General features: G+C 60.7%; 11 protein-coding genes. 4 read left to right on the forward strand and 7 right to left on the reverse strand.

Annotation, left to right across the window (positions count from 1 at the left end; translation table 11 throughout):
- Nucleotides 1-280 precede the first annotated feature (280 nt).
- From ABIE59_RS09820 to ABIE59_RS09845, 6 genes are all read right to left on the reverse strand, one after another.
- Nucleotides 281-2,269 (reverse strand): acetoacetate--CoA ligase, encoded by a 1,989-nt coding sequence (locus tag ABIE59_RS09820; RefSeq protein WP_354446456.1) that lies wholly within the window; start codon nucleotides 2,267-2,269, stop codon nucleotides 281-283.
- A gap of 16 nt (nucleotides 2,270-2,285) precedes the next feature.
- Nucleotides 2,286-3,065, reverse strand: coding sequence for a 3-hydroxybutyrate dehydrogenase (locus ABIE59_RS09825; protein WP_354446458.1), 780 nt, complete (start codon nucleotides 3,063-3,065; stop codon nucleotides 2,286-2,288).
- Nucleotides 3,066-3,122: 57 nt separating this feature from the next.
- A complete protein-coding gene (locus ABIE59_RS09830) occupies nucleotides 3,123-4,493 on the reverse strand; it encodes a TRAP transporter large permease (RefSeq protein ID WP_354446460.1) in 1,371 nt (456 codons plus the stop codon).
- 15 nt (nucleotides 4,494-4,508) lie between these two features.
- The gene (locus ABIE59_RS09835) at nucleotides 4,509-5,123 is read right to left on the reverse strand and encodes a TRAP transporter small permease subunit (protein WP_502915347.1); all 615 of its coding nucleotides are present in this window, start codon (nucleotides 5,121-5,123) and stop codon (nucleotides 4,509-4,511) included.
- A gap of 76 nt (nucleotides 5,124-5,199) precedes the next feature.
- Entirely contained in the window at nucleotides 5,200-6,285 is a 1,086-nt protein-coding gene (locus ABIE59_RS09840) for a TRAP transporter substrate-binding protein (RefSeq protein ID WP_354446464.1), read from the reverse strand.
- Nucleotides 6,286-6,604: 319 nt separating this feature from the next.
- Nucleotides 6,605-8,017 (reverse strand): sigma-54 interaction domain-containing protein, encoded by a 1,413-nt coding sequence (locus ABIE59_RS09845; protein ID WP_354446466.1) that lies wholly within the window; start codon nucleotides 8,015-8,017, stop codon nucleotides 6,605-6,607.
- 174 nt (nucleotides 8,018-8,191) lie between these two features.
- Here ABIE59_RS09845 and ABIE59_RS09850 point away from each other — a divergent pair, with 174 nt between their 5' ends.
- Nucleotides 8,192-9,112 (forward strand): alpha/beta hydrolase fold domain-containing protein, encoded by a 921-nt coding sequence (locus tag ABIE59_RS09850; RefSeq protein ID WP_354446468.1) that lies wholly within the window; start codon nucleotides 8,192-8,194, stop codon nucleotides 9,110-9,112.
- Here the strand turns inward: ABIE59_RS09850 and ABIE59_RS09855 are convergent.
- Nucleotides 9,089-9,448: a DUF6164 family protein gene (locus ABIE59_RS09855; RefSeq protein WP_152436976.1), complete on the reverse strand. Its 360-nt coding sequence runs from the start codon at nucleotides 9,446-9,448 to the stop codon at nucleotides 9,089-9,091. The two genes, ABIE59_RS09850 and ABIE59_RS09855, sit on opposite strands and share 24 nt — an antisense overlap.
- An 83-nt stretch (nucleotides 9,449-9,531) precedes the next feature.
- Between ABIE59_RS09855 and ABIE59_RS09860 the strand changes: the two genes are divergently transcribed.
- From ABIE59_RS09860 to ABIE59_RS09870, 3 genes are read left to right on the forward strand one after another with little or no spacing between them, the layout of a single operon-like run.
- Nucleotides 9,532-10,944: a DUF2868 domain-containing protein gene (locus ABIE59_RS09860; RefSeq protein WP_354446470.1), complete on the forward strand. Its 1,413-nt coding sequence runs from the start codon at nucleotides 9,532-9,534 to the stop codon at nucleotides 10,942-10,944.
- Nucleotides 10,941-12,371, forward strand: coding sequence for a GTPase/DUF3482 domain-containing protein (locus tag ABIE59_RS09865; RefSeq protein ID WP_354446472.1), 1,431 nt, complete (start codon nucleotides 10,941-10,943; stop codon nucleotides 12,369-12,371). The genes ABIE59_RS09860 and ABIE59_RS09865 overlap by 4 nt, the downstream gene beginning before the upstream one ends.
- Before the next feature lie 50 nt (nucleotides 12,372-12,421).
- Nucleotides 12,422-12,817 carry an ectoine synthase gene (locus tag ABIE59_RS09870; RefSeq protein ID WP_008176749.1) on the forward strand — a complete coding sequence of 132 codons (396 nt, stop codon included), beginning with the start codon at nucleotides 12,422-12,424 and terminating at the stop codon, nucleotides 12,815-12,817.
- Nucleotides 12,818-12,824 lie beyond the last annotated feature (7 nt).

Below are 12,824 nucleotides of genomic sequence, written 5' to 3' on the forward strand. Positions count from 1 at the left end.
ATTCGTCAGGTTTTTTGGTTCGGTGCTGTCGCGGTGGTGGAACGGCCTCCCAAAACACGCTCCTGGCGGCACATCCCTGTGACGCTTGGGCTCCGCCATCCATGGCTCCGCACAGTTTTGTGAGGCCGTTCCACCACCGCTCATCCAACTCCAGAGTGGGCATCCGCGACACTTAGCACAGAGAATCTCGCGCGTATTTTGTCGACAAAACGCTCCGAAACCCGAGCTCCACGCGAATTACCGAACACCGAAAACACCTCATTCGCACCGCGGCGAAAGTTCAGGCCGGTAACAACCCCACCTCCGCCAACCGCTCACGTATCCGGTCCAGGGCTTCCGGGTTGCCAAGGGCATCCCGGTTGTCCGCCTTGCTTGAGCCATTGACCAGCCGGGCCACCGCGAGTTCCACTTTTTTTCCGCTACGGGTGTAGGGGATGTCGGGCACTTCCACGATATGTTTGGGTACGTGTCGGGGGCTGGCGCCTTCGCGGATTCGGGTTTTCAGGGTTTTGATCAGGTCGTCGGTGACGGTCTGGCCTTCGGCCGGGACTATGAACAGGACGACTTCCACGTCGCCGTCGATCTGGCGGCCGACGACCAGGCTGTCTTTGACCTCGCTGATGGTTTCTACCTGGCGGTAGATTTCGGCGGTGCCGATTCGGACGCCGCCGGGGTTGAGGGTGGCGTCCGAGCGGCCGTAGATGATGGCGCCGCCGTGTTCGGTGAATTCGATGAAGTCGCCGTGGGCCCAAACGCCGGGGAAGGTGTTGAAGTAGGCGTCTTTGTAGCGTTCGCCGTCCGGGTCCTGCCAGAAGCTGACGGGCATGGAGGGCAGGGGTTGGCGGCAAACGAGTTCGCCCCGGCCTTCGCTGACCGGCTGGCCGTCGTCGCCGTAGGCCACGGCGTCCACGCCCAGGAAGCGGCACTGGATTTCGCCTCTTCGTACCGGCAGCAGCGGAGTCGATCCCACAAAGCAGCCACAGATGTCGGTGCCGCCGGCGATCGAGCCGAGCAGTACGTTGGGGGCGCCGTCGCTGTAGACCCAGTCGTAGTCTTCCGGCAGCAGCGGGGAGCCGGTGGAGAAGACCACCCGCAGGTGGCTCTGGTCCAGGGTTTTCGCCGGTTGCAGTTCGGCTTTTCGGCAGCCGGCGATGAAGCGGGCGCTGGTGCCGTAGTGGGTAACCCGCTCTTTGGCCACGGTTTCCCACAGGTAATTCAGGCTCGGGTAACCCGGGGAACCGTCAACGGTAGTCACAGCCGCGCCGGTCATCAGGGCGGAGGCCTGCCAGTTCCACATCATCCAGCCGCAGGTGGTGAAGTAAAGGAAGCGGTCTTCCGGGCCCACGTCGCCATGGAGCATAAGCTCTTTGGCGTGGTTGACCAGCAAGCCGGCGGTACCGTGCACGATGCACTTGGGTTTACCGGTGGTGCCGGAGGAATAGAGGATGTACACCGGATGATCCGGATCGACTGGGGTAAAGGTAGGTGCCTGACCTTCTCCGGCTTTCAGGGCATCGTCCCAGGTGGTGACCAGCTCGCCGGGAATCGGGGCTTCACCCGGCAGTTGCGCAATGCTGACCACCACCTTCAGGGACGGCAGGCTGGCGATCAGCTCGGCGAAGTCGTCCTGGCGGGCAAACACCTTTCCGCCATAGCCGTAGCCATTCACCACAATCAACGCTGAGGGTTCAATCTGGCCGAAGCGGTCGTTGATGGCACCGATACCGAAGTCCGGGGAGGCGGAGCTCCAGACGGCACCCATGCTGGTGGCCGCCAGCATGCCCACCAGGGCTTCGTAGCCGTTGGTGACCACACCCGCGACGCGGTCACCCTGCTGGATGCCTTTGCTGCGCAGGAAAGCTTCCAGTGCACCGGTATCGGCTTTCAGCTGGGCGTAGGTTTTGCGCAGCACCGGGCGGGTTTCACAGTAAGCCACCACCGCTTCTTTATAGGCATGGTCGCCCTCGGCAAGGCGCAGCAGGTTGGCGGCGAAGTTGAGCTTCATGCCCGGGAACCATTCGGCACCGGGCATGTTACGACTACCCAAAACGCTCTGGGCCGGGATATCGCAGATCAGGCCGCAGTAATCCCAGACTTTCTGCCAGAAGGTGTCCAGTTCGGTGATCGACCACTGATGCAGGGCATGGTAGTCGGCGAAAGGGCCAAAACCCTGCTGTTCCAGCCAGGCCTTGAACTGGCCCATTCGGGAACCGGCGAGGGTTTCCTGGCTCGGGGTCCAGACAACCGGTGATTGTTCTGTGTTGCTCATCCGTTTCTCCAGAAAATTACTGCATGTGCCAGCCATGGCTGACCACGATAGACTGGCCAGTGAGGGCAGCGGACGGGAAGGCCGCCAGGTGCACGGCCAGTTCCGACACGTCTTCCAGGGTAGTGAACTTGCCGTCCACGGTGTTCTTGAGCATCACTTTGCTGATCACTTCTTCCTCGGAAATGCCCAGCTCTTTGGCCTGCTCGGGAATCTGCTTGTCCACCAGCGGGGTGCGTACAAAGCCGGGGCAGATGATGTTGCTGCGCACCCCATGCTCGGCACCTTCTTTCGCCACCGCCCGGCACAGGCCCAGCATGCCGTGCTTGGCGGCTACATAGGGTGCTTTCAGCGGCGAAGCTTCTAACGAGTGTACCGAGCCCATATACAGCATAGTACCCCCACCCTGGGTGTACATCTGGCGCAAGGCGGCACGGGTCACCAGAAAAGCTCCGTCCAGATGCACGTTCATCACCTTGCTCCAGTCGGCAAAGGCCAGTTTATGCACCGGATCAATGTGTTGGATGCCGGCGTTAGCCAGGGCCACATCGAGCCTGCCCCATCGGTCAATGATATTGGCAACCCCCTGGTCCACCGCCTGCTCATCGGTGACATCCATGGCCAGGGCCATGGCTGTGCCGCCCGCCTGCTCGATGGCCGCGACGGTGCCGGCGGCAGTTTCCAGCGTCAGGTCGGCGACCGCCACCCGGGCGCCTTCGCGGGCGTAATGTTCGGCAATGGCCCGGCCAATGCCCCGGCCAGCGCCGGTGATGAGTGCAACTTGGTTGTGAAGACGCATCACACTGTCTCCTTGTTGATGATCGGTTTGTTATTGGTCTTGTTCGGGGCGGTCACATCAGCGACCGCCATAGACTTCGTTGGGTAGCCAGGTGGCCAGAGGTTCGAACCAGAACACCAGGGTCAGGCCCAGCAACTGCAGCGCAATAAACGGCAGCACCCCCAGGTAGATATGGCGTGTGGTTATCCCCGGTGGACACACGCCCTTGATGTAGAACAGAGAGAACCCGACCGGCGGGGTCAGGAACGAGGTCTGCAGACAGATGGCGAACATCACCGCAAACCACACCGGCTCTACGCCCAGAGAGAACACCACCGGTGCCACCAGAGGCAGAATGATCAGGGTGATCTCTACCCAGTCAAGGAAGAAGCCCAGCAGGAAAGTAATAAACAACACCGTTATCAGGATGCCGGTGGTACCGAACGGCAGGCCGGTAATGGCATCGCGGATCACATCGTCACCGCCCAGGCCCCGAAGCACGGCGGCAAACACCGTGGCGCCGATAAAGATACCGAAGATAAACGCGGTGGTGCGGCTGGTCTGGTACAAGGATTCCCGCAGTACCTTAACGTTTAAACGCCGGCTCAGAAGTGCCATCAGCAAAGCGCCGAACGCCCCCACGGCGGAGGCCTCGGTGGTGGTGGCAATGCCAAAGAAAATGGAACCCAGCACCGCGATGATCAGCGCCATCGGCGGTACCACCGCCAGGAATACATCCAGAAGCGCCCTGAGATCCAGCGGCTCCCGGTTTTTTGGCGCCGGGGCCAGGTCCTTTTTGATGAAGGAGGCAATCAGGATGTACAGGATATACATAGCACCGAGCATCAGGCCTGGAATCAGCGCCCCCATGAACAGCTTGCCGACAGACGCATCGGACGTGCCCAAACGATCAGCCATCAACACCAGCATGATGCTGGGAGGCACCAGAATACCCAGGGTGCCGACGGAACACGCAGTACCCACCGCCAGGGATTTGTTGTACTGCGCCTGCATCATCGGCCCGAGGGACAACATGCCCAACAATACCACCGAAGCCCCGACAATACCGGTGGAGGCCGCCAGCAGCACACCGACAATCACCACGGTAATGGCATAGCCACCGCGCAGGGGGCCGAGCACCCGAACCAGGCTGTGCATCAATTTTTCAGCAATGCCGGAGCGGTCGAGCATGATGCCCATGAAGATAAACAGCGGTAGCGCCACCATCAGTTCGTTGGCCACCACGCCATACAATCGGGCGTCCAGCACGCCAATGGTGCCGTTCCAGGTAAACCAGAGGTCGGCATCAAAGTGTTCAATCAGAAAGTTCGCCACTACGGCAAACACCAGACCTATGCCCGCCAGTGACCAGGCCACCGGAAAACCCAGCAGCAACAGCACCATGAAGGCGGCGAACATGGCAATAACCAGAAGTGTTTCCAAGCCCATGATTCGTGTGCCTCGTTACGGATGCGGGTGTTCGCCGTTGCCATAGCCCTCGGGCGTGGCAATCTCGCGGGGAAATCGGAACAGAAGCGTGCAGCAACGCAGGGCCCGGGAGGCCAACGCAATGCCCACCAGGGTCATGCCAATGGGCAGCACACTCTTGAAGATGAAGCGATAGGGCAGGCCGCTGGGAGCCTGGGAACGCTCGTTGTACACATAAGAGCTGTAGGCGTAGGGAATCAGGGTTTCCACCATCAGGTAAACGATGGGTAGCGCCAGCAACAGGATGGCTGCCAGCTCGATTCTCGCCTGCCATTTCAGGGAAAACCGTTCGCGCAATACGTCCACCCGAACGTGGTCGTCTTTCACCACCGCAAATCCGAGCGTGAGCATCATGGCGGCACCAAAGAAGTGCCAGGACAACTCCTCAAGCCAGATCGATCCGGCATTAAGGACGAAACGGCTGAACACGTTGGCCAGTACCACCACCAGCACGGCAATCCATAGCCAGGAACTGAGCTTGCCAACGCCAGCCACAAACCGGTCCAGCCACCAGGACAGCCGGTTGTAGGGCAGGCCAGACCCCGCCTGAGCAGGCACGGGCGCCTTGGGGGATTCGTGCTCGTGAGTCACAATCACCTCGACATAATCAGGGAACATTCGGGGTGGATGCCGGCCCTGCCGGCATCCACAGGTTCAGGCCTTGATATCAGTCGTACTGATAGAAGTCCCGGGGCAGGTAGCCCTTGGAGTGCCAGATGGAGTGGTGTTCCATGAACTCACGCTGACTGGTCAGGACACGACGGAACATTTCGTCTCCGGCGGCAATCTCGTCCAGCACTTCGTTGGTGACTTTCTGAAGCTCACGCAGAACAGGCTCTGGCAGAGTCTGAGCGTTTACACCCTCTTTTTCATAATCGCGCAGGGCGGTGGGCTGGGCCCATTCGCTTTCGGCAAACCCTTTCAGGGTGGCCGATTCGCAGCCCATCTCGATCAGTGCACGGGTCTCTGGCTTGAGCTTGTTCCAGACGTCCTTGTTCACCAGCAGGTGCGAAGTGGTCAGGGTCTGGTGCCAGCCGGGCATGATGTAGTTCTTGATGATCTGATCCAGGCCCAGCATCTTGTCGATGGCCGGCTGGGAGAACTCGGTGGCATCAATGGTTCCCCGCTCCAGAGCCTGGTACAGGTCGCCGCCAGGGATCATGGTGACGGAGGCACCCAGCTTCTCCAGCACTTTGCCGCCGATGCCGGCAAAGCGGATTCTCAGGCCATCGATGTCATCCAGGCTTTCGATCGGTTTCGCAAACCAGCCGGCGCCCTCGGGGCCGATGATCGAACACAGCATCGGGTGGATATTGCGCTTGGCGTAGATTTCCTCAAGCAGTTCACGGCCCTCGCCCTGATAGTACCAGGCCAGGTAAGCCGGGGGCTCCATGTTGAATGGGGCGCCGGAATACAGCGGCAATGCCGGAATGGTGCCCTGATCGTAACCTACCCAGGTGTAGCCGGCGGGGTACTTGCCGGTACTGACGGATTCCATGATTTCAAACGGGGGTACCAGTTCGCCAGGCTCGTAGTAACGAAGCTGGATATTGCCGCCAGAAACCGCTTTCAGGTTCTCAGTCAGGTGTTTGACCGGGGTAGTCAGGCCTATCAGGTGCGACGGGAATGCCAGGGGCACCTGCCAGCGAACTCTTTCGGATGCCAGGGCATCACTGCTGATCAGACTGCCGGAGATCACGGCTGCGGCGGTAACGCCGTAGGTAAGACGTGAGAGTTTCTGTTTGATCGACATGAAACGGATCCTTCTTGTTGTTGTCATCCCGCCTCCGCTCTTGGTCGGAGGGTTGGTCTGAATGTGATCAGACAACGCATGCACACAAGACTGACTGGGTCTTGGGTCCAACGGGTTTGCGCCAGCTTGTTTTCATGCGTTGTTCTGACGTCTTGCGATATGGATAAAGCAGACACTGTGCCATACCAGAAAATTCCTTTTTTATCATATATGTAGGAGCATCCAGTTTCGGCCAGCGAGAAAAAATGTCTGAATTTCCGGACACAAAACGACCTTAGTCGTAATCAAGTGTAGGGCAACCAAGACACATGTCCGGAAATCAAGACATTTTTGCAAGCTTTTCATACAGGACAGACCGGGAGATCCCCAACAGCTTCGCCGCCCGGGTTCGGTTACCGCGACTGACCAACAGTGCCTCCTCGATAGCCTGAGCCTCGGCCTCAGCCATGATGCGTGCCAGCGGCCGAACAGACCGCGGCACCATCGCCGAGACCGCACGAGATCGACTCCTTTGGAGCACTTTGAATATAGCATCAGCATCCAGCAGGTCGCCGTCTTCACTCATGGTCAGTGCTCGTTCAAGCACATTGCGCAACTCCCGAATGTTGCCAGGCCAGTCGTAGCTTCCCAGCGCTGCCACACCCGCATCGGTGATTTCGCCACGCAGGCCCTGACCCTCACAAATTTCGCCGATCAGGGCTTCACACAGCACACCAAGATCTGCAAGGCGGTCTCGCAAAGGCGGGATGGTGATTTCCAGCACGTTCAGCCGGTAGTAGAGATCCGAACGAAAGCTGCCCTGCGCAATCATCGCCTCCAGATTCTGGCTGGTGGCGGCAATCACGCGCACATCCACCTGGACCACCTTGTTAGAGCCAAGCGGCTCTATTTCGCCTTCTTGCAGGGCCCTCAGCAGTTTGGCCTGAAGCGGCAGAGGCATGTCGCCCACCTCATCCAGAAACAGGGTACCGCCGTTGGCCAACTGAAATTTGCCATCGCGGGTGCGCCGGTCAGCGCCCGTGTATGCACCAGGGGCGACACCAAAGAACTCCGCCTCCAGCAGATTTTCCGGAACAGCCGCAACGTTTACACCAACAAACGGTCTGTCAGCCCGGGCGGATACTGTGTGTATTGCCTGTGCCAGTACCTCCTTTCCCGTGCCCGTCTCCCCCAACAGCAAGACTGGCATATCCCGGCCCGCCGCAAGCCGGGCACGGCGTTTTACTTCCAGCGCGGCCGGGCTGGCGCCGACAAAGTCCCCAAGGCTGTAACGGGTGCCTCTCGCCTTTCTGGCCAATGCCTTTCGGGCCGCTGCCAGGTCCTGGTGCAGCCGCCGGTACTTCGATACCAAGGGAGTCAAAGGCTGAAGGTCGTCATAAAGTACAAAGGCGACGGCACCTTCAATTTCACCCTTGTCGTCATAATACGGCAGCCGCGTAACCACCAACTGCTGCCGGTTGTGTTCCATGATGTCAAGCAACAAAGGTTTCCCTGTTTCCACAACTTCCGGCATCCGGGTCTGCGGTATGACCTGCTGGACAGGCCTGCCCACGGCCTGAGCGGGATCATCGAGGCCCAGCAGTTGCGAATAGCTATGATTGATCCATGTGATCCGGGTTTGCCGATCCACCGCAATGGCCCCTGCGCTGGCTTCCTCAAACATGGGGAACAGGGCCTCGATCAACTCGCGGGTCAACCCGCTTTTGTTCTTGCCCGCAAACAACTGGCTCATGGTCCGCACTCCAATGATCTCTGGGTCATTCCCGAAGCTTCGGGATTGTCCGGAATTCCGGACGCCGGTGCAGGAGTATAGAAAGCACTCGGGGACCCGGCAAATAAAACAGATCGCATCCGTGATCGTGAGAGTCCCGTATTAATGAGGTAACTCCAACAGAAGAGTAGTCTGGTGATATCACGTACATTCGAAAAAATGGTGACCCTGGCCGCCGGCACAGTGCTCTGGCTGTCCGGTTGTGCCAGTCATCAACCCGCGCCGCAAACTCCGGTCAGCCTGCCAGAAACTGAATTTTCAGTTCATCCTTCCATCCGCTACTCCCCGGAAACCTGGCCGGCGCCTCTGTATGCCGATCTTTACCTGCCTGAGCGCTCCGATCCTGCCCCGGTGGTTCTGATGGTGCATGGTGGTGGTTGGGAGCGTCGCTCCCGGAGTGATATGACCTGGGTGGCGGAGTCCCTCGCCAGCCAGGGATTTGCCGTGCTGAACGTGGATTACCGGTTCGCCCCGGAGTTCAGGTTCCCGGCGCAGCTGCACGACCTGCAGATCGCCCGCCACTGGCTGAACCGGAATGCCGGCCGCTATGGCCTGGACACCTCCCGGGTCACTGGCTTCGGCTTCTCCTCGGGCGCTCACCTGGTGGCCCTGCTGGCCACCGTGGCCAACACAGACAGTGACCTGAACAGGCCCCATGGCGGCCCGGACACAGCCTTGCAGGCTGCAGTGGCTGGCGGGCTCCCGGCAGACCTGCCCGCCTTTGGCTCTGGACGGCTATTACGCCAGCTTCTGGGGGCTGAATTGGAGGAACAACCCGATCGTTACCAACGGGCGTCTCCGGTTACCCATGTGAGTGCATCAACGCCGCCGTTTTTCCTGTTTCACGGCACCATGGATATGCTGGTTCCGTTCAGTCAGGCCGAGCGCTTTGCCGAGGCTCTGGATGCCCAGGGGGTGTACCACGAGATCTACCGAATGCGCCTGCGGGGCCATGTCACCAGTTTTCTGACCGCCGGCAATGCCGTCGATCAGGCTGCCCAGTTCCTGGCTCGCCAGGGTGCGGGGCCGCAATCAGCCCAGGCGAATGAACGGTAACAGGCTCAACCCGAGAATAACGGCAATGGCGATGAGCGCCGCCAGAAAAGTGACTGGCCGGCTTCGGAACTGATACCAGAGCCCGGTTTCCCCGCGCTGGCAACGGGCCAGGTATTCTTCGCGCTGGGCCTGCAGGCGGCGTGCCTGGTAGTCATCCAACAGCGCCCGGGCGCGCTCGGCCTCGGCATCATCGTGCACCCAGAAGCCGCCCATGCTGATGCCCCAGCGGCTGGGTGGTGTTTCGTAGTAGCGTACCTCGTGCTCTTCGAACAGGGCGCGGATATCGTCGGCCTCGTCGTCGGGTACGTTACGCAGGTTCATCAAGTGGTGGGGCATAGGGCGTTCCGGCTGGCTTAACGGGCGTTGTTGGCTATATCCTAGCAGGAAAGCATAACCGACCGAATGCAACAGGATTCTGCATGAGCCACCACCCCCTTCGTCTGCTGCTGGAGTTTGATGACCGCATCCAGCGCGACAGGGAGCAAGCCCCCGCCTTTCTGCACCGCCGGGACCGGCGTTTTGCACTGGACTGCGAACAGCAGGGCATTCGCCCCGACGCAGCGGCCTGGCTGGCACACATGCGGCGACTCAGTGGCCCCGGCAGTGCAAGCCAGGCGAACCACAAGCTCGAGTTGCAGTGGCAACGCATCCAGCGTGGTTTTATCGCAGCCGGCGCGCTGTTCGGGGTGATCACCATGGCCGGCCTGCTGTTCTACGATGGCGGCCAGCGCATCAATATCACCGTGTTTCTGGCGTTTGTACTGCTGCAGCTGTTGCTAGCTGCCGCGACGACCGTCCAGGCGGTCGCGGGCTGGCAGCCCTGGGGCTGGTTGCAAAGGCGGCTACAGGCACAGCCGCCGGGGCAGGTCCTGGTGCAATTGCAACCACTGCTGATGGCCCGTGCCGCCCACGCCGGCGGCACCGCGTTCGCCATCACCGGGCTACTGACCCTGCTGGTGTTGCTTGTTATTCAAGACCTGGCCTTTGGCTGGAGCACCACACTGGACACGGCCGCCGGCGGGTATCATGCATTGGTGCAGGCGCTTGCGACGCCCTGGGGCTGGCTGTGGCCGACGGCTGTGCCGTCCCAGGAACTGGTCGAAGCCACGCGGTTTTTCCGGGCGGCTCCGGATAGCCCCGGCACAGCCCCGGCGCAATGGGGCCAATGGTGGCCATTTGTCGTCATGCTGTGGCTAACCTGGGTGCTGGTGCCACGCCTGGTGCTTCTGGCTTCCAGCCACTGGCTGATCACCCACAAGGCCCGCCGGATTCTGCAACAGCATCCAGGCATGCAAGCGCTGGCCTGGCGCATGGAAACCCCGACCCTGGATACCGGCAACCAGCACAACGACGCCGATGACCTCCCCGACACCACCACCCGAGCCCGAACCGTCGAACTGTCAGACACGGACCATATTGTCTGTTGGGCCGGTGCCGGTGAGCCGGAGTTACCGCAACAACTGCTTGGTAACCAGACCCAGATCCTCAAGGCTGGAGGACGCGCCTCCCTGGAAGAGGATGACCGGGTACTGGCCACCCTGGCGCAGGCCCTGGCAGAGAGCCCGGAACCCAGCGTTATGGTGGTTACCCGCAGCTGGGAACCACCCACCGGTGAGCTGCACGACTTCCTGGACCATGCCCGGGAGCAGTGGCCAGGGAATACCCGTGTACTGGTGCTACCGCTGGCCTCTGACGCCAACCGGGCACCAGCCGATCACTTGATCCAACCCTGGCTACGATTTACCGAGCGCCTACCGGCGGGCTTTGCCCGGGTCACCGTGCTGCCGTCCTTGCCGGAGAACCCCTACCAGACCGGAACCGAACGCCCATGAGCCAGCAGCCGGTTTTCGCGGTGGTCGGCCACCCCAACAAAGGCAAGTCCAGTGTGGTGGCCACCCTGTCACAGAACGACGCCATCGCCATCGCCCTGGAACCGGGCACCACCCGGGCCCGACAAGCCTACCCGCTCAGTGTTGATGGCCAACAGCTGTACACCTTGGTCGACACGCCCGGCTTCCAGCGGCCCCGGCGAGTACTGCAGTGGTTGGAAGCCCACAGCCTGTCGGCCTCCGACCACCCGGAAACCGTCCGGGCGTTCGTGATTCAGCACCAGGCTGATGACCGCTATGTGGACGAATGCGAATTGCTGGCGCCTATTATCGAAGGCGCCGGGATCATTTACGTGGTGGATGGCTCCGTACCCTACAGTGCAGAGCACGAGGCGGAAATGACCATCCTGCGTTGGACCGGCCGGCCAAGCCTGGCCCTGATCAACAGCATCGGTGATGACGACTACAGCGACGTCTGGCAATCCGCACTTGGCCAGTTCTTTCAAGTTGTTCGCAAGTTCGACGCCGTTCGCGCCCCGTTCACGCAACATCTCAGCCTGCTCAAAGCCTTCGGCCAGCTTGAACCGGACTGGGAGCAGACCCTCGCCCGGGCCACCGACCTGCTGGCCCAGCAGCGACAACAGCGCCGCCACCAGGCCGCCGGCCTTATCGCGCGGGCCCTGGAAGACATGATGGCCTATCAGGAAAAGCGCACACTCACCCTGGATCAGGTGGCCAGCATCAGTGATGCTTCCCTGGCTGAAACCCTGCGGGACCGCTGGTATCGGCATCAGCGTCAGCGCGAACAGACCCTGCGGGTGAACATTGAACATCTGTACCAGCATCAACGCATCCAACGCCAGGAGGCAGAGCTGGAATGGGCCAACCAGCACGACCTGTTCTCTGAAGACACCCGGAAACACTGGGCGGTCAGCAAGAAGTATCTGGCCGGCGCCGGCTTTGGTGCGGGTGCGGTCGGGGGTGCCGGCATTGACGCCGCGACCTTCGGCACATCCCTGGGCACCGGAGCCCTGGTGGGTGGGCTGATCGGTGCCGCTGGCAGCTACTTTTACGGTGACCGGCTGCTGCTCCCGGCACTGAACATCGGCCCCCTGAAAGACGGTTTGAAAAGCGCCAGTTTTGGCCCTGTACAGGACAGCCAGTTCGGCTATGTTGTATTGGGCCGGGCCGTGGATCACTGGTGGCACATCAGCCATCGGAACCACGCCGGCAGGGACCTTCTGGAACTGGAACCGGCCGATCAGCACTGGTTGGAGAGGCTGGATAAACCCAGTCGCCGGGAGATCCAGAAAGCGTTCGACCGGTGCCGCAAGCAAAAGCCTCTCAGCCACCAGCTACGGCATAACCTGGTGGCTGCCATCGAGCAATCTCTGGCGGTTTACGACGATTGGCGGTTGAACCGGCCGTAACCGGCATGTTTATACTGTATGGCTATTCCATCACACAATGAGGAATGCAAATGAAAATTGTACGAGTGCAAGACATCATTGGTACCGAACGCGAAGTTACCGGCCCGGGCTGGACCAGCCGTCGCATGCTGCTGAAAAAAGACGGCATGGGCTTTTCGTTCCACGAAACCATTATTCCCGCCGGTGCCGAGCTGAACCTCTGGTACAAGCACCACCTGGAAGCGGTCTATTGCGTTGCCGGTAACGGCAAGATCCTGGACAAGGCCACGGGGGAAACCCATGAAATCACCGATGGCACTCTGTATGCACTCGACAAGCACGACCAGCATACCCTGTACGGTGGCACCGAAGACATGCGCCTGATCTGTGCCTTCAACCCTCCGGTCACCGGCCGCGAAGTACACGACGAAGACGGCGCCTACCTGCCCGACACCAGCGAAGACTGAACCCGCT

The organism is Marinobacter sp. MBR-99 (assembly GCF_040547575.1).
Lineage (GTDB): Bacteria > Pseudomonadota > Gammaproteobacteria > Pseudomonadales > Oleiphilaceae > Marinobacter.